Source organism: Cupriavidus sp. 94F1 (assembly GCF_057798875.1).
This window is the reverse complement of the sequence record NZ_JBYOJT010000005.1, coordinates 262,672-282,875: the sequence shown is the minus strand read 5'-3', so window position 1 is coordinate 282,875 and position 20,204 is coordinate 262,672. Positions and strand designations below refer to the sequence as shown.

General features: G+C 67.1%; 16 protein-coding genes. 8 read left to right on the top strand and 8 right to left on the bottom strand.

What is annotated here, in order from left to right; all coding sequences use genetic code 11:
• Window positions 1–24 precede the first annotated feature (24 nt).
• From cobN to AC3FJ6_RS14950, 4 genes are all read left to right on the top strand, one after another.
• Complete coding sequence (cobN, locus tag AC3FJ6_RS14965; protein WP_488772625.1) at window positions 25–3,807, top strand: cobaltochelatase subunit CobN; 3,783 nt, start codon at window positions 25–27, stop codon at window positions 3,805–3,807.
• Complete coding sequence (locus AC3FJ6_RS14960) at window positions 3,804–4,835, top strand: magnesium chelatase ATPase subunit I (RefSeq protein WP_488772623.1); 1,032 nt, start codon at window positions 3,804–3,806, stop codon at window positions 4,833–4,835. The genes cobN and AC3FJ6_RS14960 overlap by 4 nt, the downstream gene beginning before the upstream one ends.
• A 146-nt stretch (window positions 4,836–4,981) precedes the next feature.
• On the top strand, window positions 4,982–5,515 hold the full coding sequence (locus AC3FJ6_RS14955) for a vWA domain-containing protein (protein WP_488772622.1): 534 nt from the start codon (window positions 4,982–4,984) through the stop codon (window positions 5,513–5,515).
• Window positions 5,516–5,614: 99 nt separating this feature from the next.
• Entirely contained in the window at window positions 5,615–6,688 is a 1,074-nt protein-coding gene (locus AC3FJ6_RS14950; RefSeq protein WP_488772831.1) for a methyl-accepting chemotaxis protein, read from the top strand.
• Window positions 6,689–6,692: 4 nt separating this feature from the next.
• Here the strand turns inward: AC3FJ6_RS14950 and AC3FJ6_RS14945 are convergent, their stop codons facing one another.
• Window positions 6,693–7,577, bottom strand: a complete 885-nt coding sequence (locus AC3FJ6_RS14945; protein WP_488772621.1) for an alpha/beta hydrolase — start codon at window positions 7,575–7,577, stop codon at window positions 6,693–6,695.
• Window positions 7,578–8,040: 463 nt separating this feature from the next.
• On the opposite strand from AC3FJ6_RS14945, the gene AC3FJ6_RS14940 reads away from it, so the two are divergent.
• Together AC3FJ6_RS14940 and AC3FJ6_RS14935 are read left to right on the top strand one after the other, a co-directional pair.
• Entirely contained in the window at window positions 8,041–8,544 is a 504-nt protein-coding gene (locus AC3FJ6_RS14940) for a copper resistance protein CopQ (protein ID WP_488772620.1), read from the top strand.
• 270 nt (window positions 8,545–8,814) lie between these two features.
• On the top strand, window positions 8,815–9,429 hold the full coding sequence (locus tag AC3FJ6_RS14935) for a TetR/AcrR family transcriptional regulator (RefSeq protein WP_487522862.1): 615 nt from the start codon (window positions 8,815–8,817) through the stop codon (window positions 9,427–9,429).
• A gap of 116 nt (window positions 9,430–9,545) precedes the next feature.
• Here AC3FJ6_RS14935 and AC3FJ6_RS14930 read toward each other — a convergent pair whose 3' ends face one another.
• The 5 genes from AC3FJ6_RS14930 to AC3FJ6_RS14910 form a co-directional block, all read right to left on the bottom strand.
• Window positions 9,546–10,478, bottom strand: coding sequence for an MBL fold metallo-hydrolase (locus tag AC3FJ6_RS14930; protein ID WP_488772619.1), 933 nt, complete (start codon window positions 10,476–10,478; stop codon window positions 9,546–9,548).
• A 327-nt stretch (window positions 10,479–10,805) separates the two neighbouring features.
• Entirely contained in the window at window positions 10,806–12,386 is a 1,581-nt protein-coding gene (locus AC3FJ6_RS14925; protein WP_488772618.1) for an isocitrate lyase, read from the bottom strand.
• A gap of 295 nt (window positions 12,387–12,681) precedes the next feature.
• The gene (locus AC3FJ6_RS14920) at window positions 12,682–13,431 is read right to left on the bottom strand and encodes an alpha/beta fold hydrolase (protein ID WP_488772617.1); all 750 of its coding nucleotides are present in this window, start codon (window positions 13,429–13,431) and stop codon (window positions 12,682–12,684) included.
• Entirely contained in the window at window positions 13,428–14,459 is a 1,032-nt protein-coding gene (locus tag AC3FJ6_RS14915) for a M14 family zinc carboxypeptidase (protein ID WP_488772615.1), read from the bottom strand. Before AC3FJ6_RS14915 ends, AC3FJ6_RS14920 begins: the two co-directional genes overlap by 4 nt.
• Window positions 14,460–14,483: 24 nt before the next feature.
• Complete coding sequence (locus AC3FJ6_RS14910) at window positions 14,484–15,398, bottom strand: LysR substrate-binding domain-containing protein (protein ID WP_488772614.1); 915 nt, start codon at window positions 15,396–15,398, stop codon at window positions 14,484–14,486.
• Window positions 15,399–15,591: 193 nt separating this feature from the next.
• Between AC3FJ6_RS14910 and AC3FJ6_RS14905 the strand changes: the two genes are divergently transcribed.
• Window positions 15,592–16,851: a glutamate carboxypeptidase gene (locus AC3FJ6_RS14905; protein WP_488772613.1), complete on the top strand. Its 1,260-nt coding sequence runs from the start codon at window positions 15,592–15,594 to the stop codon at window positions 16,849–16,851.
• Between the two features lie 2 nt (window positions 16,852–16,853).
• Here AC3FJ6_RS14905 and AC3FJ6_RS14900 read toward each other — a convergent pair whose 3' ends face one another.
• Window positions 16,854–19,004, bottom strand: coding sequence for a phosphocholine-specific phospholipase C (locus tag AC3FJ6_RS14900; protein WP_488772612.1), 2,151 nt, complete (start codon window positions 19,002–19,004; stop codon window positions 16,854–16,856).
• A 64-nt stretch (window positions 19,005–19,068) separates the two neighbouring features.
• Complete coding sequence (locus tag AC3FJ6_RS14895) at window positions 19,069–19,251, bottom strand: hypothetical protein (RefSeq protein WP_488772611.1); 183 nt, start codon at window positions 19,249–19,251, stop codon at window positions 19,069–19,071.
• 470 nt (window positions 19,252–19,721) lie between these two features.
• On the opposite strand from AC3FJ6_RS14895, the gene AC3FJ6_RS14890 reads away from it, so the two are divergent.
• Window positions 19,722–20,204 carry a hypothetical protein gene (locus tag AC3FJ6_RS14890; protein ID WP_343655674.1) on the top strand — a complete coding sequence of 161 codons (483 nt, stop codon included), beginning with the start codon at window positions 19,722–19,724 and terminating at the stop codon, window positions 20,202–20,204.

Genomic DNA, 20,204 nt, shown 5'->3' with positions numbered 1-20,204 from the left:
GACGCAGTCGAAGCGACCCAGGCGATGCACCTGCTGTCCACCCGGCCCGGCGGCTTTGTCGAAGACAGCGCCGTGGTGCTGCGCATCGCGCAGACGCCGGGCGATATCGTCATCCTGAGCGCGGCCGACACCACGCTGTCGCTGCTGGCCGCCGCCGTGCCCCGGCTGGGCGCCGAGTATCCGAGCGTGCGGCTGGCCAACCAGATGTACCTGCGCCAGCCGGCGTCGCTCGATCTCTATATCGACGACGTGCTGCAGCACGCGCGGGTGGTCGTGGTGGACCACCTGGGCGGCGCCAGTGACTGGGCCTACGGGCTGCAGCGGCTGCCCGAACTGGCGCGCGCACGCGGCCAGTTGCTGGTGATGTTCTCAGGCGACCTGGACGAGGACGACAACCTGGCGCGGCTTGGCAGCGCGCCACTGGCGCTGTCGCACCAGCTCTGGCGCTATCTGCGCGAGGGCGGGGCGGCCAATGCCGAGCAGTTTTTCCGCTGCCTGGGCCAGCATGCCTGTGGGCACACGGCGCCGGTGCTGCCGGCACAGGTACTGCCGCAGGCGGCGCTTTACCATCGCGATCATGGCGTGGCCACGGTGCAGGACTGGCAGCGCGAATGGGCGGCGCGCGGGCTGGACGGCGCGCCCGTGGTGGCGCTGCTGTTCTACCGGTCGCACCTGCAGGCCGGCAATACCGACGTGTTCGATGCGATGGCCGAGGCGTTGCTCGATGCGGGCCTGTGTCCGCTGCCGCTGGCCGTCAGCTCACTCAAGGAGCCGATCTGCCGCGAGGTGCTGCAGCGGCTGTGCGACGCGCACGGCGTCTCGCTGGTGCTCAATACCACGGCGTTCTCGGTGGCGTCGCTCGACACGGCTGGCGAAGCCGATCGTCCGCTGGCCAACGACGCGCCGGTGCTGCAGGTGATCCTGAGTGGCGGCAATCGCGAGGACTGGCTGGCCGACAGCCAGGGACTGGGCACGCGCGACGTGGCCATGCATGTGGCGATGCCCGAGGTCGATGGCCGCATCATCACGCGCGCGGTGAGCTTCAAGGGGCTGGCGTATCGGTGCCCGCATACCGAGGTCGATGTGGTGCGCTATCGGCCCGACGCCGAACGCGTGGGTTTTGTCGCCGAACTGGCGCGCCGCTGGTGCCGGCTGCGCACGCTGCCGGCCGCCGATAAGCGCCTGGCGCTGATCCTGGCCAACTACCCGGCCAGCGAAGGACGCATCGGCAATGGTGTCGGGCTCGACACGCCGGCGTCGGTCGTGCAGATCCTGGCCATGCTGAAGGCTGCCGGCTATGCCGTGGGGCCGCTGCCCGCCGATGGCGATGCGCTGATGCAGGGGCTGACGCGCGGCGTGACCAACGATCTGGCGCAGCATGCGTGGCGCCCCGCGTTCCAGAGCGTGGCGATGGCCGACTACCTGGCGTGGCTGGCGCAGCTGCCGCGGGCCAACCAGGACGCCATCGCCGCCCGCTGGGGCAGCCCCGATGCCGATCCGATGGTGCGCGATGGCCGCTTCATGATCGCCGGCGTGCGCACCGGCAACGTATTTGTCGGCATCCAGCCCGCGCGGGCGTATGGCGTGGACGACTACGCCAGCTATCACGATGCCGAACTGGTGCCGCCGCACGGCTACCTGGCGTTCTATTTCTGGCTGCGGCACACCTTCGGCATCGATGCCGTGGTGCATGTCGGCAAGCATGGCAACCTGGAGTGGCTGCCCGGCAAGAGCGTGGCGCTGTCGGATGCCTGCTGGCCCGATGCGATCCTGGGCCCGCTGCCACACCTGTATCCGTTTATCGTCAACGACCCGGGCGAGGGCGCGCAGGCCAAGCGGCGCACCCAGGCCGTGATCATCGATCACCTGATGCCGCCGCTCACGCGCGCCGAGAACTACGGGCCGCTGCAGGACCTGGAGCGCCAGGTGGACGAATACTACCAGGCGCTGACCGTGGACCCGCGCCGCGCGAAGCTGCTGCGCCGCGAGATCCTGAAATCGATCGTCGGCCAGCAGCTGCATCGCGAACTGGGCATCGACGCCCCGGCCAGTGGCGACGAGGAAGACGCGCTGCTGAACCGTACCGATGCCTGGCTGTGCGAACTGAAGGAGTCCCAGATTCGCGACGGACTGCATGTGTTCGGGCAGTCGCCGCAGGGCCGCCAGCGCCGCGATACGCTGGCCGCGCTGGCGCGCTTTCCGGTGGGGGATGGGCGCGATGGGCGGGCCAGCCTGCTGGGCGCGCTGGCGGCGGACCTGTCGCTGGGCGACGGCTTCGATCCGCTCGACGCCGACTGGGCCGCGCCCTGGACCGGACCCCGCCCCGCGGCGCTGGCCGCAGTGGATGACACGCCGTGGCGTCATCACGGCGATACGCGTGAGCGGCTGGAAATGCTGGCACTGCGCCTGCTGGACGACCACGCCCCGGTCGGGCCGCAATCGGCGGCCGTGCTGGCGCGCCTGCGCGAGCAGGTGGCCCCGCGCCTGGATGCCTGCGGGCCGCAGGAGCTTCTGCAACTGCAGCGCGGGCTGGCGGGCCGCTTCGTGCCCGCCGGGCCCAGCGGCGCGCCGTCGCGCGGCCGTCCCGACGTGCTGCCCACCGGACGCAACTTCTATTCGGTCGACACGCGCGCCGTGCCCACGCGCACCGCGTGGACGCTGGGCCTGCGCGCGGCCGACCAGCTGATCGAGCGGCACCTGCAGGAGCACGGCGAGTATCCGCGTGCGGTGGGCCTGTCGGTCTGGGGCACGGCGACCATGCGCACCGGCGGCGACGATATCGCGCAGGCCATGGCGCTGCTGGGCGTGCGGCCCAAATGGGCGCATGGCAGCCATCGCGTGGTCGATTTCGAGATCCTGCCGATGGCGATCTTCAACCGCCCGCGCGTGGACGTGACGCTGCGGGTGTCCGGCTTCTTCCGCGATGCATTCGCCAACCTGGTGGCGATGTTCGATGCCGCTGTGCGGGCGGTGGCGGCGCTGGACGAGCCCGAGGACATCAACCCGATCCGCGCCCGCGTGCTGGCCGAACAGCATGCGCTGACGGCGCAGGGCGTGGACGCCGACGCCGCGCTGGAACGGGCCAGCTGGCGGGTATTCGGCGCGCGGCCTGGCGACTATGGCACGGGCCTGCAGGCGCTGATCGATGGGCGGCGCTGGCAGACCGATGGCGACCTGGCGCACGCCTACCTGCACGCAGGCGGTTATGCCTACGGCCAGCAGGCCGATGGCGTCGAGGCCCGCGACACGTTTGCCGCGCGGCTGGCAGAGATCGACGTGGTGCTGCAAAACCAGGACAACCGCGAGCACGACATCCTGGACGCCAACGACTACTACCAGTTCCAGGGCGGCATGGTGGCGGCCGTGCGCCATCTGGGCGGCACGCAGCCGGCCATCTATCATGGCGACCACGCCAACCCGGCGGCACCGCGCGTGCGGACGCTGGGCGAGGAGATCGCCCGGGTGATCCGCTCGCGCGTGGTCAATCCGAAGTGGATCGATGGCGTGAAGCGGCACGGCTACAAGGGGGCGTTCGAAATGGCCGCCACGGTGGACTACCTGTTCGGCTACGACGCCACCGCCCGCGTGGTGGGCGATCACCAGTACGCGCTGGTGGCCGACGCCTACGTGCATGACGACGCCACGCGCGATTTTCTGGCGCGGCACAATCCGCGCGCCCTGCAGGGCATCTGCGAGCGCCTGCTGGAAGCCATGGAGCGCGGACTTTGGCAGGAACCGGGCGACCAGCGCGAGCGCATCGCCCATCATCTGCTCGACAACGAACAACGTCTGGAAGGGATGCAATGACCCACACTGCCCATGGCGCGGCCATGCGCCCGATCTTTCCGTTCAGCGCCCTGGTGGGGCAGGAATCCCTGCAACAGGCACTGCTGCTGGCCGCCGTGGACCCCGGCATCGGCGGTGTGCTGGTCACCGGCCCGCGCGGCACCGCCAAGTCCACCGCGGCGCGGGCGTTGGCCGAATTGCTACCGCACGGCCAGTTCGTGACGCTGCCGCTGGGCGCCAGCGAAGAGCAGCTGACCGGCACGCTGGACCTGGGGCACGTGCTGCAGCAGGGCGAGGTGCGGTTCCAGCCTGGCCTGCTGGCACGGGCGCACGACGGCGTGCTGTACGTCGACGAGGTGAACCTGCTGCCCGATCCGCTGGTGGACCAGTTGCTCGACGTGGCGGCCAGCGGCGTCAACGTGGTGGAGCGCGATGGCGTCTCGCACCAGCATCCGGCGCGCTTCGTGCTGGTTGGCACGATGAATCCCGAGGAAGGCGAACTGCGGCCGCAATTGCTGGACCGCTTCGGGCTGGCGCTGGCCCTGTCGAACTACCAGGACCCGGCCGCGCGCCAGGCGATCGTGCGCGCCCGGCTGGCGTTCGATGCCGATCCCGATGGCTTCCGCGCCAGGGTGGCGCAGCGCCAGCAGGCGCTGGCCAGCCAGGTCGCCCGTGCCCGCGCGACGCTTGGCGCGCTGCCGTTCGGCGACGCCGTCCATGACCGGGTCAGCGCGCTGTGCCTGGCGGCTGCCGTGGACGGCGTGCGCGCCGACCTGGTGATGCTCCGCGCGGCGCGCGCACTGGCCGCATGGCAGGGCGCGGCGGATATCGACATGGGCCATGTGGACGCCGTAGCCGAGCTTGTGCTCCATCACCGCCGCCATGCTGGCGCGCCGCCGCAGCCGGGCCAGACACCGGCTAACCAGCCTCAGCCCCAGGCGAGGGATCATGGCGACCCCTGGGGCGCGTTGCCGCCGCCGCAACCAGCCGGCATGGCCGAGGTCAAGCCGCTGAAGCCGTTCGGGAAGCTGCCACCAAAAAAAGCCTGAGCCACCGGCGGCCATCCGGGCCGGACCGGACCGGCGGCCATCGGTGGCAACTCATCCGTCCGTCATCCCCACGGCAGACCGCGCACGGCGGCACGTCCGGGGCACGTATTCACTGGCCCCGCACGCTGGCCGCCAAGCGCCGCGCGATGCTGGATGCCGCGCACCTGCGCTTCCGGCGTGCCGATGCGCGCGCCGGGGTGCTGCACTGTTTCGTGCTCGACTGTTCCGGCTCGATGGCCCACGGCGAGCCGCTGGCCCTGGCCAAGGGCGTGCTGGCGCGGCTGGTCGAGCGGGCCTATCAAGCACGCGCCGACGTGGCGCTGGTCTGTTTTGCCGGGCAGCACGCCGAAGTGCGCCTGGCGCCGGCACGTGCCCGCCCGTGGAATGACGACTGGATACGGCCCATTGCGGGTGGCGGCGGCACGCCACTGTCGCTGGGGACGGCGCGGGCCGACCAGTTGCTGGCGTGGCAGGCCCGGCGTCGGCCCGCCCAGCAACGCTGGCTGTGGCTGCTGACCGATGGCCGCAGCACGGAATCGCCGGCGCGTCCCGCCTGGGCCGACCACGTGGTGGTGGTCGATGTCGAGCGGCAGGCGCTGCCGCTGCGGCGCTGCCGGCAACTTGCGCAAGCCTGGGGCGCCGATCTCCAGACCGCCGGTTCGCTGCAGATCCGGGCCTAAAGTTTTGCCGCAGGCCCGCCGTTAGTCCATCGATAGCCCCGGGCAACTTGGGGCAAATATCGAGGAGCGGAACCGATCATGGCCTGGGACAACTTGAGTATGCGCACCCGGTTGGGTGCGGCATTTGGGGTAATCGTGCTGCTGGTGGCAGCCATGCTGGTGCTGGCGCTGGGCCAGGTGGCCGATGGCAGCACGCGCAGCTGGCTGTGGACGCTGGCCATTGCCGTGCTGGTCTTCAGCGTGATTTGCTGGTTCCGGCTGGCCCGGGCCATCGAGGAACCGCTCAGGGAGGCCGAATTCATCGCCGAAACCGTGGCGGCGGGCGACCTGAGCAAGGATTTCGAGACCGAGCGCGGCGGCGACTTCGGCCGGCTGCTGGGCGGCCTGGGCGAGATGGAGGACATGCTCACCGACTTGGTCACGCGCATCAAGGGGGCCAGCGATTCGATCTCGTCGGCCTCGCAACAGATCGCGGTGGGCAATACGGATCTGTCGCAGCGCACCGAGGAGCAGGCCGCCACGCTGCAGGAAACCGCATCGAGCATGGGCGAACTGACCGCCATGGTGAAGCAGAACACCGAACGCGCGCGCACGGCCAACGGGCTGGCGGCGTCGGCATCGGGCATCGCCGAGCGCGGCGGTTCCATCGTCAGCGACGTGGTGCAGACAATGGACGCCATCAGCGTCAGTTCGCGCAAAGTGACCGACATTATTGCCGTGATCGAGGGCATTGCATTCCAGACCAACATCCTGGCCCTGAACGCGGCGGTGGAAGCGGCGCGCGCCGGCGAGCAGGGACGTGGCTTTGCCGTGGTGGCGGGCGAGGTGCGCACGCTGGCGCAGCGCAGCGCGGCGGCGGCCAAGGAAATCAACGTGCTGATCAGCGATTCGGCGCGCCAGGTGGAAAACGGCTCGGCGCTGGTGGGCCAGGCCGGGCAGACCATGGAGGAGATCGTCCAGGCCGTGCGGCGTGTGACCCAGATCCTGAGCGAGATCGCCGTGGCGTCGGAGCATCAGAGCGAAGGGATCGAGCAGGTGAATGTGGCCGTCACGCAGATGGATGACGTGACGCAGCAGAACGCCGCGCTGGTGGAGCAGGCCGCAGCCGCATCGGCGGCACTGGCCGATCAGGCCCAGGAACTGCAGAAGGTGGTGGGCGAGTTCAAGCTGTAACGGCTCAGTCGTCTTGCAGCCGGCCGCCCTGCAGCCATGCGATGACGGGCGCCCAGAACGTCTTCATGAACGGCGCTTCGATGGCGGCGTTGTGTGGCAGGTCTTCGAAGACCACCAGCCGGCTCGGGCCATGCGCCGCGCGGGCCAGGTGCTCGGCCTGGCGGAACGGGATGGTCTCGTCGCGCCGGCTGTGAATCAGCATCACGGGCAGTTTCGACGCCCGCAGCCGGGCGATGTTGTTCCACGGGTTCGGCAGCGCCCAGGCCAGCCAGCGCGGGACCAGCCCGGTGGCCACGGCCGCCGCCCGGGCCGAGGTGAAGCCGGCACCGATCACCAGCCCGTCGGGCAATGGTCGTAGACCGTCCAGTACATCGAGCAGCACGCCGCTGCCCAGCGAATATCCCATGACATAGTGCCGCGCCGCCAGCGGGGAGGCCGCGCGGAACTGCGCGAAGGCCGCCAGCGCATCTTCCCGCAGGTGGCTCACGCTTGGCGTGCCGGTGCTGGCGCCGTATCCGCTGTAATCGAACACGAACGAACTGATGCCCGCCCGGTGCAGCAACGCCTGCACGGGCGCCCAGTCGGCCAGGCATTCCTCGTCGCCATGGAAGACGGCCAATGCCGGGGCGGCCGGGTTGCCGGCAGCCACCCAGGACGCACGCAGCGCCCGATCGCCACTCTTGAATGTGAATTGCCGCGACGCCACGCCCAGGTCATCGGGCTGCAGCGTGCGGACCTGGCCGGGCCCGAACGCATCGCGCTCGATGGCGCGGTACAGCAGAAGGCGGCCAACGCCGGCCATCACGGCCAGGCCGGCCAGGCCAAGGGCGCCCGCAAACCAGCGCCGGTAGGTGAGCGGGGCAGATTGCGCGGTGGAGACGGGCGGCATGGGAGGATGAGAAAAGGCGGGCAAGTGGGATAACCCTAGCACTTGTGATGCCAATGGGAAGCGGGTGTCGGCCGGTCGTCGCTGGGTGTTTCTTGAACAAGCCATTAAAAATCAACGACATATCTGCCAATTTAACGTCTTCGATCACACCGATAGAAATCTTTTTAGCCCCGAGGCCGAATTTCTTCTTGCTTATCTATCTACAGGTAGATAGTATTCAGGCCATGGACAGCGCGACGCCAAGCCGAAAGATCAAGACGGCAAGGCAACGCGAAACAGTCCAGGCAACACCAGGCAGTTTCAGTAACCGGAGGCGGTCTTTTTTTAAGCCCTGATCCTCTATCTAGCAGTAGATAGCGGATGCAGTGAGGACCAAAAAGAAGGCCGCCGAAATTGCAGCACAGACCCATTGCCGCGCGATCGACCCACGAACCGGATCGCCGGGCATAGCAAGGAGAGCACCATGAACGCCAAGACCATCCTGACCGCCGCCACCCTCGCAGCTGCTTTCGTGACGGGCGCCGCCCAGGCCGCACAACCGAGCGGCGAAGCCTACGGTTATACGTATCGTGTGAATGACCAACGCAGCGCCTTCACCGACGGTGCCCGCATTGGCAACCGCGATGCCTTCACCGACGGCGCCCGCATCGGCAACCGCGACGCCTTTACCGACGGCGCCCGCGTAACCAACCGCGATGGCCTGGTGGCCGGCATCGGCAAGCGTGATGTCTACACCGACGGCGCGCGCATCACGAATCGCGATGGCTTTACCGACGGTGCCCGTACGGCCGATCCGTACCTGGACGGTGCGCGCTTCGTCGCCGGCCTGGACACGAAGGGCGTTTCCGCCAGCCCGGCCCGCAAGGTGGATCCGTACCTCGACGGCGCCCGCGGCAATGGCCCGCGCAACCCGTACTTCGACGGTGCCCGCTCGGCTGACGTGTACACCGACGGCGCCCTGGCTTGATCCAGGCCAAGACCCGAATCTCGCCATGATCTGGCGATGACCCCGACGCAGACGGCACTCCACAAGGGTGTCCCTCTGCGTTTTTGCAGGCGAACTACCATGAAAGCGATCCGACACGACGCCCTGTTGTTGGGCGGATGGCTGGCGCTCTGCGCCGTCAGTGGTGCAGCCATCACAGTGGTGGTGCAGGCACTGGCCTGAACCGCCTGGCGGTTGACTCCGGGAAAATCCCGGTTGAGTATCTATCTTCGTGTAGATAAAGTACCAGCCATGAAAACGCAACCTGTCCGCGAGCAACTGCTCGAACATACGCTGGTCCTGATCCGCAGCCGCGGTTTCAATGGATTCAGCTATCGCGACCTGGCCGAGCTGGTGGGGGTCAAGACCTCCAGCATCCACTACTACTTCCCGTCGAAGGACGATCTGGTCCTGGAAGCGGTGAAGGAGTACAGCCGGCGCATTTCCGAGCGGCTGGCCGGCATCGATTCGAGCCTGCCGGTGCTGGAACAGGCGCGTCAGTATCTGGACCCGCTGCGCCAGACCTGCGGCTCGGGGCAGATCTGCCTGGCCGGCATGCTATCGACCGAAATCCTGAGCCTGCCCGAGTCGGTGCACCATGTGCTCAAGGAGTTCTATCACATCAACGAAGGGTGGCTGGCCAAGCTGCTGGAGCGCGGCCAGCGCGAGCGCGAGACGCCGTATCCGGTGCCCCCCGCCATGCTCGCCCAGGTGATCTATGGCTCACTGCAAAGCGGCCTCATCGCAGCGCGTCTGTTTGGCACCCATGAACGTCTGGATGCCGCCGCCGAGACGCTGCTGGGCGCCCTGTGCAACCAGCGGGCCAAGGCCTTGCTCGACGCCCAGGTGACCTGCGGATCGTTGTAAGCGCCTGCACCGGATTGCCGAATGGAAAACCGCCCGATGGCACAACGCCATCGGGCGGTTTTTTATGGCCCGGCGACACCTTGCAGCCGGGGTCGCAGGGCGGGCATCGGTATCCCTCAGTAATCCCACTGCACCGGCACGAACCGGAAGCCGTCGCCGTGCTTCGCGATATGGCCGATGGACGGGAAGGCGATATGCGCGGCGGCCAGCATGGCGCCCGTTTCGGCGGCCTCGTTGAGCAGCGCGATGCGCACATCCGCCGCCACATCAGGCTCGTGCTCGAAGCCGTTTTGCCATTCCGGGTGATCGAAGCCCACTTCGAAAATCGCGTCGCCCACGAACGTCAGCTTTTCGCCATTCGATGCGACGTCCACCACGCAGTGCCCCGGGGTGTGCCCGCCCGTCACGCGCGCCGATACGCCCGCCGCAACGTGAGCGGTCTGGTCGAACTGCACGATGTGCTCGCTGTAGAGCTCCACGAACCTGGCGGCAGCCTTGCGCAGCGCGGGAGGCACCGTTTCCGGCATCACGGTCTTGCTGAAGTCGGGGTTCTTCCAGAACGCGACTTCGGCGGCGGCGACGTGAATGCGCACGTCCGGGCGCAGCTTGGCCTTGACGCCATCGACGTTCAGGCCGCCGACGTGATCCATATGCATGTGCGTGATCACGATGTCGGTGATCGCAGCCAGGTCGATACCGGCCGTTTCCAGGCGCATGACCGACCGGCCGGCGCGCGTGAAGTACTCGAAGCCATCGCCCACGCCCGAGTCGATCAGGATCAGGCGGTCGCCGCTGCGAACCAGCGCAATATTCAGCGCCCAGTCGAACATGTCGCGTTGCAGGAAGCGGCCATCAAACCATTCGTTGCGGTCCGCCTCGCTCACATTGGTGGACATGGTGGAAGTCGGCAGCGGCAGAATGCCGTCGCTGATCAGCACCACATCAACATCACCCACGCGCACCGCATAGCGCGAAGGCACGAGTTCGCCAGCACCATCCTTGCCAAGGTTGGCCACCACCGGCTGCACGTTGCGGATTGTTTCGCTCATTTTCATTCGTCCTGTCCATTGAGTGAGTAAGCCGCACGGGGCGGCAGGCGCGATCCGCTTCAGTGGGCGGACATCCTCCTCGACCGTCGCACGGCTTGTGCAACCATCGTTGCGACGGATTCTAGGTAGCGCAGGCGAATGGCAGTAGCGTCACGAGAGCCTTCAGTATGTTGATCGGACGACAACAATCTGTGGCACAAAATGGACAAACGGCGATGGCTGGCGATGGGCAGGGCCATCGCCCGTGCGGCAGGCCCTCAATCGCTACGGCGCAAAAAAAAACGCCAACCCGTGATGGGTTGGCGTTTTGGCCATGGCACCAGACGATCAGAACTGGTTCATGGTGTTGTCCTTGCCGGCCGCCTTCAGGGCGGCTTCGCCGCTGAAGTACTCCTTGTGATCGTCGCCGATGTCCGAGCCCGACATGTTCTGGTGCTTGACGCAGGCAATACCCTGGCGGATTTCCTTGCGCTGCACGCCGGCCACGTAGCCCAGCATGCCCTGGTCGCCGAAGTATTCCTTGGCCAGGTTGTCGGTCGACAGCGCGGCGGTGTGGTACGTCGGCAGCGTGATCAGGTGGTGGAAGATGCCGGCTTCACGCGATGCATCGGCCTGGAACGTGCGGATCTTCTCGTCGGCAAGCTTGGCCAGTTCGGAATCGTCGTACTCCGCGCTCATCAGCTGGCCGCGCTCGTAGGCCGACACGTCCTTGCCCGCAGCCTTCATCGCGTCGTAGGCCTGCTGGCGGAAGTTCAGCGTCCAGTTGAACGACGGGCTGTTGTTGTACACCAGCTTGGCGTTCGGGATGACCTTGCGGATCTCGCGGACCATGCCGGCGATCTGCTCGATATGCGGCTTTTCGGTTTCGATCCACAGCAGGTCGGCGCCGTTCTGCAGCGACGTGATGCTGTCCAGCACGCAGCGCGCTTCACCCGTGCCGGCGCGGAACTGGAACAGGTTGCTGGGCAGGCGCTTGGGGCGCATCAGCTTGCCGTTCTGCTTGATCACCACGTCGCCGTTGCCCAGCGAGTCGGCCGAGATTTCCTCGCAGTCGAGGAACGAGTTGTATTGGTCGCCCAGGTCGCCCGGCGTGTGGGTCACGGCGATCTGCTTGGTCAGGCCGGCGCCCAGCGAGTCGGTACGGGTGACGATGATGCCGTCGTCCACGCCCAGTTCCAGGAAGGCGTAGCGGATGGCGCGAACCTTGGCCAGGAAGTCTTCGTGCGGCACGGTGACCTTGCCGTCCTGGTGGCCGCACTGCTTTTCATCGGACACCTGGTTTTCGATCTGGATGCAGCAGGCGCCCGCCTCGATGAACTGCTTGGCCAGCAGGTACGTGGCTTCCGCGTTGCCGAAACCGGCGTCGATGTCGGCGATGATGGGCACCACGTGGGTCACGTGGTTGTCGATCTTTTCCTGGATGGCGGCCTTGGCGGCGCCGGTGGCGGCATCGAGTTCGCGGAACAGGCCGCCCAGTTCACGGGCGTCGGCCTGGCGCAGGAACGTGTACAGCTCGCGGATCAGCGCGCTGACCGAAGTCTTCTCGTGCATCGACTGGTCCGGCAGCGGGCCGAATTCCGAGCGCAGCGCGGCGACCATCCAGCCCGACAGGTACAGGTAGCGGCGCTCGGTGCTCTTGAAGTGCTTCTTGATGGAAATCATCTTCTGCTGGCCGATGAAGCCGTGCCAGCAACCCAGCGACTGCGTGTACTTGGCCGGGTCGGCGTCGTACGCGGCCATGTCGGCGCGCATGATCTTTGCGGTGTATCGCGCAATGTCCAGGCCCGTCTTGAACCGGTTCTGGGCGCGCATGCGGGCGGCATACTCTGGGTTGATGGCGTCCCACGCGCTGCCGTGGCTTTCCTTCAGCGCTGCAATTGCCTTGATGTCGTCTTGATACTGGGCCATGTCGATTTCCTGAGAAGTGAGCGTGTTCGAGTAAAGGGTTGCGGGTGCCGCCGGGGGTCTCGAAGCCGAGCAGCGTGGAAATCATTGTATGGCGGTTTTGCTGCGCAGCAACCAACTCTTATATAAGACATAAGACTTTGTTTTTCCTTATTTTTCAATGGGATAGAAGACAAATTTTGAGATGTGAAACGCGTTTTCTCAGAACGAAACCGCAACGCCGACGCAGGCGGCGTCCGGATTTCGCAATGTGAAAGGGGCTTTCAGGTGTCGGATTCCGCCGGGGGCGGCGGATGGCTCACGGCCCGTGCATCGACGCGCCAGCCGTTTCGCACAGCCATTGCGGATCGTCGTGGGGCAGATCGTGTCCGGCCCAGGGATGTCGTGCGTGCGGTACGCCCCAGGCTGCCGCCAGACGCGCAGAGCAGCGGGGGTTGACCAGCCGGTCTGCATCGGATGACACCACCAGCGTGGGGCAGGCCGGCGCCGTGCCTTGCGCGCGGAAGCGCGCCGCGGCCAGCAACTGCAGCCACGCCGCCTCGCGCGACACCGGGGCGCTCTGGCCGATGTCCACCCAGTGCTCCAGGTCGGCGTCACGGGTATCGAGCCGTTCACAGGTCAGCCGATGGATGACGCGCTCGCAGCGTGCGCGGTCCTGCCAGTGGCGGGCCATGCCCAGCAGGGCTGGCCAGTTGCGCGGTCGCAGCCGTTCGGCGGGATGGCTGAATGGACGCATGCTCGTGTTGACCAGCACCAGGCCACTGACCTCGGCGGGCCAGCCTTGTGCCCAGTCGGTGGCCACCATGGCGCCCAGCGACATCGCCAGGATGTGCCATGGGCCGCTGCGGCCCGTGGCCTGGGCGGCGGCCCTTACGGCATGGGTCATGCCGAGCACATGGCCGGGGATCGGCAGGTGGCGTGCGGCGCCGTTGCCGGGCAGGTCGAGCATCAGCGGCGCGGGCAGCCCGTGGGCAGACCAGTGCGCGGGCAGGTTGCCCCAGTGCCGCGACTCGCGCGTCAGGCCACGCAGGAAGATCCATCCGCTCATGGCGCGGGCTTGCCGTTCTGCCAGTGCGCGCGGGCCTGCTCCAGCAGCTGCTGGCGGTGCATGCCCTGTGGCAGCCAGCGGTCGGGCGCCACCGCCACGCGCCCGAGGAAATCGAACAGGCTCACATGGCGCCGCAGCACGCGCGCGGTGCGGTGTGCCTTGATCGGATTGAAGATGCCGGCCCGTGAGAACAGCTGGCGCGGATTCTTCTTGATCCAGAGCCAGGACCCAAGCTCCAGCGTCATGGGCAGGAACAGGCATGCCGGCGGCGTGCGATCGTAGGCGTAGTCCCAGAGATCGCCATGCAGCAGGTACTGGTGGCTCTGCGGCTCGAAGGCATAGCCATGGTGGGGGTGAGCCTGTTCGAACATGGTCTTGAGCAGGTACATCTCGGGCAGGTGCGGCATCGGGGCATGCGTGCGCGCATACGGAAACCAGATGCTGTCACGCCAGCCGTAGCCGGAATGGCAGTCCACGGCAAAGCTTAGCGGACGGGGCAGCAGTTCGGATTCCACCACGCGCAGCAGCGCCATGCTTTCGGGTTCCATCGGCGAGCCCGCGCGTCCCCGATACCAGGGCAGCCAGCTGCCGATGCGCTGGCCGCCGGCCAGGAAGGGCACCCGGGCGTCGGCATTCTGCGGGGCGTTGCGCATCAGGTCCACGCCGTTTGGATTGGCGCGCGTGGCGCGATACATGCCACCGGGATTGACGATCGGCATGAACACCAGCCGCACGCTTTCCAGTTGCCGGTGCAGCAGGTCGTCCCAGCTCAGCCGGCACAGCAGCGAGCGCATGTAGTCCAGCACCAGTTGCGTGCCAATGCGTTCCAGGCCATGGATGCCGCCGAAGATGCCGATGGCCGGCGCATCGGGCGCGTGCGTGCCCAGGCTGGCCACCGGCACGGCGAAGGTGCGGCCGAGCACGTCGACATGGCACGCGGTGCGCGTGTCGAACCACGGTGCGCCCAGTTCCAGCAGCGTCAGCAGTTGGTCGTACTCCGGAAAACTGGATGGGACCGGACCGGTCATCGGGGGCGGGGGCTCGGGAGAGGGTCAGTTCAATATAGGCGCTGGCGGCGGCGTCTCGCAATGCGTCGCGGCCGCGCCGGCGGGCGCCACCAGGCAATCGAGCAGCGCGCCCACCAGGCGGGTGTGACGGCGGCCGTTCAGGCAGTACAGGTATTCGTGGATGACCGGCGCCGCGCTGGCGAAAGGCACGACCACCAGCGCCGGATCGCGCGGCACTTCGCCCGCCGGCATGACGCTGGCGCCGAGATTGTGGCGAATCGCCTCGCAGATGGCCTCGCGGCTGCCGATCACCGTATGGGGCGGCATGCCTGCGCCGGCTGCGCGCAGCGACGCCTCGGTGGCCTCGCGCGTCATCGACCCCTGTTCGCGCACCAGCAGATGGCAGGCGGACAGCTCGGGCACTTCCACCCGCGGCCGGCGCGCCAGCGGATGCACGGGATGCACCACCAGCACCATCGGGTCGGCCGCCAGCGTGACCCGGTGCAGACGGTCATCGTCCAGCGCGTGGGACGACACGGCGGCGTCGATGCGGTACTCGTACAGCGCCCCGATCATCTGCCTGGAGTTGCCGATCTCGATGCTGATATCGATAGCCGGGTAGCGTTGCCGGAAGGCGGCCACGCTGCGCAGGATGTAGTAGGGCCCGGTGGCGCCGATCCGCAGGTTGCCGAATCGCAGGTTGCCGGCATTGCGCAGCAGGAAGTCGGCATTGCTCTCCTGCTGCATGATCTGCTCGGCCACCGGCATCAGCGCCACGCCAACGTCGCTGAGGTCCACGCGGCTGGCGCGGCGGTGGAACAACTCCACGCCGTATAGCTCCTCGAGCTGCCGGATGCGCCCGGTGACCGTGGGCTGGCTCACGCGCAGCTGACGCGCGGCCGTGGTGATGCTGCCCTGTCGCGCCACCTCGTAGAAGGTCATCAGCAGGTCGCCAAGCATGGAACTCCCGGGGCAAATAGCGATAGCCGGCGACTATAAGGCGGAAATATGACAGCGTGACGAATCCATGCGCCCGGTCAATCGCCATGGGGCGGCGGCTGGCAATAATGCCGCCTCACGGCGCGAATGACCATCCAGAGATCACCAGACAGCGCCGACGCCGAGGGGGTTGTTTCATTCAGGAGTCAACACGATGTTCAGGAGATTGCTTGGCGCGGCGGCCATCGCTGGCGCAATGATGGTGTCTTACGGCTGTTCGGACAGTGCCGCCGCACCGCCAACCTACGACAGCGCGCTCGATGCGGCCGCAAGAGCGCAGCAGGCCCCGGTGCTGGCCACGCTGGAGGCGCTGGTCAATATCGAAACCGGCCCCGGCGACGCGGCCGGCATGAAGGCGATGGGCGACTACCTGGCCACGCGGCTGGCCGATCTGGGCGCCACCGTGACCCGCTATCCGGCCGAGGCTGGCGTGGTCGGCGACAACATCGTCGGCGTGTTCCAGGGCACCGGCACGGCGAAGATCCTGCTGATGGCGCATATGGATACCGTCTATCCGCGCGGATTCCTGGCCAAAGCGCCATTCCGGATCGACGGCAACCATGCCTACGGGCCCGGCATCGCCGACGACAAGAGCGGGATCGCCGTGATCCTGCACGCGCTGGGGCTGCTCGACGCGCGCGGCTTCCGCAACTACGGCACGCTGACCGTGCTGTTCAATACCGACGAGGAAACCGGCTCGTTCGGATCGCGCGCGCTGATCGAGCGCCTGGCGGCATCGCACGACTATGTCCTGTCGCACGAGCCGGCCTTTGCCACGGCCGAGAGCTTTGGCCTGGCCACCTCCGGCATTGCCCATGCGGAAGTCACCATCAAGGGCGTGGCTTCGCATGCCGGCGTCGCGCCCGAACTGGGCGTCAATGCGCTGACCGAGGCGGCGGACCTGATCCTGCGCACGCAGGACATCGACGACAAGGCGCGCGAGATCCGCTTCAACTGGACGCTGGCGTCGGCGGGGTCGGCGTCGAACGCGATTCCCGCCTCGGCCACGCTGACGGCCGACATGCGCTACGGCCGCAACGACGACTATGACGCCATCGTCGCCATGCTCGACGAGCGCGCCCGGCGCAAGCGCCTGCCGGCCGCCGAGATCATCATCGACATGAAGAAGGGGCGCCCGGCGTTCAATGCCTCCGCCGCCGGCCAGGCGCTGGCCGCGAAAGGGCAGGCCATCTACCAGGAGGTGGGCGGCAGCATCGGCATTGCCACCGCGCGCACCGGTGGCGGCAGCGATGCCGCCTACGCCGCGCTGTCGGGCAAGCCCGTGCTGGAGGGCATGGGCCTGCCCGGCATGGGCTATCACACCAATGCCGACGAATACATCCTGATCGACGCCATTCCGCGCCGCCTGTACCTGGAGGCGCGGATGATCATGGACCTGAGCCTGGGCCGGTAACCTCAAACGCCCATGGCCGGATCGGATGTGGTGTGCGTACCGTTCTCGAGCCGCCCGGCAAAGCGGCGGCTGAATCCGCCTTGCTGGGTGGTCACCGTGAAGTCGTACCAGTTGCCCTGCGGTCCGACCGGCCAGTGCTGGTCCAGCTCCTTGCCCGGCGGCAGTTCGAACGTGGTCGGGCCATCGTTGCGATAGGCGTTCGGCCTGACCGTGAACGTGCAGGCGGCGGTGCCCCGGTTGATCAGCGTCAGCCAGACTTCGGCATTGGCCTCGTCATAGCAGACGCGGATCTCGGGCGCCGCACCGCCGCCGGCGGCCTTCTGCGCGCTGACATCGCCCACAAAGGCGCGGTGGTAGCCGTTCGGGCCCAGCACCCAGAAGTCGTAGCGGCCCCCATCGGCGCTGACGTCGATGTCGGCCTTATAGGCATCGCCGGCGTCGAGGACAATGCGGCGCGGCACATCGCTCAGGTGCAGACGGTCGTAGACGTGGAACACGGCCGCCTGCTTGCCGTCATTCTTGAACAGCAGCGAGAACGTGTTGGTAACCGGGTTTTCCAGTCCGCTGGTATGCAGCGTGTAGGGCAGGGCGCGCGACGGGCGCGTGCCGCGCTTCTGCGTGGGCATCTGCTGGGCGGTCACGGCGGGCGCGGGAATCTGGGCCTTGGCGTCCTGGGCGGCGCGCTCGGCGTCCGCGCCGGACTGCGTCAGGGGCGTGATGCCCAGCGTCACGTTGGCGTTCGGGTTGACGAAGTCGAACGCCGTCATCAGATCGCCCATGATGGCGCGCCGGTACGCGCTGATATTGGTTTCGGCCACGCCGAACCGCTGCTCCAGGAAGCGCAGCACAGACGTATGGTCGAATACCTGCGAATTGACCCAGCCGCCGCGGCTCCACGGCGATACCACATACATCGGCACGCGCGGCCCCGGGCCGAATGGAGTCTTGTCGACGCTGTAGTACTCGGTCTTCGGGTCCAGCGCCGCCGATGTGTAGCCGATCGGTTCGCCCTTGGCCGTCAGCGCCGGGGCGCATGGCGGCGGCACGTGGTCGAAGAAGCCGTCGTTTTCATCGAAATTGATCAGCAGGACCGTGCGGCTCCATACATCGGGATTGGCGGTCAGCGCATCGAGCACCTGCTGGGTGTACCACGCGCCCTGCACCGGGCTGGAAGGCCCAGGGTGTTCCGAATAGGTGGCCGGGGCCACGATCCACGACACCTGCGGCAGCGTGCCGGCCGCGATGTCGTCGCGCAGCGCCTGCAGGAAGCCGCCGTCGGGCATGGTGTTGCCGATGCCCTTGAACAGCGGGTTGGTGGCATCGTCCGCCGGCGTGTAGGGCGGATACGGCGACCCATTCGCGGCATTGCCGCGCGCGGCGTTGGCAGCGCGGTACTTCTGGAAGCCGGCCAGCGGGTTGTCGGTGAAGTTGTCCGGCATGTTCTGGTAGACCTTCCAGCTCACGCCGGCCGCCTGCAGGCGCTCGGGGTATGTCGTCCACGTGTAGTTGATGCCGGTGGCGTCGAGCGAATCGCCGCTGTTGTCGATGACCGGGCCGCCATGCGTGCCGAACGGGTCGTTGGTGCCGGTCCAGTGAAACAGGCGGTTGGTGTTGGTGCCGCCATGGAAGCTGCAGTGGTACGCATCGCACAGTGTGAATGCATTGGCCAGCGCGAACTGGAACTTCAGTTCCTGCTCGGTGTAGTAACCCATCGACTGGATCTGCTTCGATGTGGGCCAGGCGCTCATGCGGCCCAGGTCATACGCGGCCTGGGCATCGGGCTGGCTGTGAGGCGTGCCGCTCACGCGCTGGGCATTGCCGGCGGTCTGGTCCAGGTGGTAGGGCAGCACGATGCGGTTCTTGTTGCCGCTGGCATAGGTCTGCTGGAACACGTTGCGGCCGCCCGGCAGCGGGATCGTGAAGCGGTCGCCGAACCCGCGCACACCGTTCATGGTGCCGAAGTAGTTGTCGAACGAGCGGTTTTCCTGCATCAGCACCACCACGTACTCGACGTCGCGAATGGATTTGGTGGCGTTGTTGGCCGGAATGGCCAGCGCCCGGCGGATGGCTGGCGGGAAGGCGGAAAGGGCGGCGGTGGCGGCGGCGCTGCCACCGGCCATCTTGAGAAAATTGCGTCGGCTGCTGGAAGTCATGTCGGATTGCCCGGAGGGATCGGATGCGCGGTCAGTGGATTGGCGTAGGGGGCTGGCGCGGCAATCAGGGCGCGCACTTCATTTGCGGCTTGGCGTCGGGCGTGCTGGCTCCCGGGCTGGCCGGGGTGTTCGACGGGGGCGTGCTGTCGTTGTCACCGCCACAGGCGGTCAGGGCCGTGCAGAGCAGCAGGGCGGCCAGCATGCTCAGCGGGCGCCGCCGGGCAAGGGTTCGAATGGCTTCGGTCATGGTCTGTGTCGGGTGCGGGGAGTGGCAAGTTGCAGCGCGTGACGCGCGATGCGGTCCGCAGCGTAAGCAGCGGGCAGGTCACCCGGGTGACATCCAGGACAAGATTTCCGATACCGCTATTCGTGATTTTTACGGTCCATGTACAGACATTGGGGACATGGGCAATATGAACGAAGGTGGCGTAGCGAACGCTTTCGGCAACCTTTCGGGGCGCAATTTCTGCTGCGATGCACCACGCCCTGTGCTATGGTTTTAGACGTTTCCCTCAAACCACGAACAGGTGCACCAAAGCAGTGACACTTGCGGAATTTTGGGAAGCCGCGCCAGTTCTGGCCTGCAGGGAAGTGACGCGAGATCCGAGACCTCTTGCTCGATTTTTGTTGCGGTTGCAACACGCCGTGACCTTGCTTGTAAACGGGGCATGCCGCCACCAAAGTGGTAGGCGGAAAGGGCGTTCGCAGGAGCTGCATATGGAAAACGAAACCGGTTACGTCTGGCATTACACGGTAGGTACCCCGCTGGTCGCCATTGCGCGTTCGGGCCGGCTCATGCCTGCTGCCGCACATGGGTCGGCCCCCCGATCCGGTGACGGAATTCTGTGGTTCTCGCGCAACCAGCAATGGGATCCGTCCGCGACGCGCGACGACGGATTGAGCCAGGCCAGGCAAACGCTGTCGCGTGCCGCCTTGCACACACGCTTTGGTCTCTACCGCTTTGGCCTGCCTGCGCACGACATGCGTCTGCTGCCATGGCCGACGGTCACGCGGGTGGCCGATATCGACGTGCCCGAAGCCATGACGATGGTCGCCAGCGGCCTGCGCTGCGGCGCGGCCCCCACCGACTGGATCGGCACGCTGACCGACGTGCCGCTGGACGATCTGCGATTCGAAAAATGGACCGGCGCCGCGTGGGCACCGGCCGACCTCGACGAACTGGTGGCCCAGTCCGCCTGA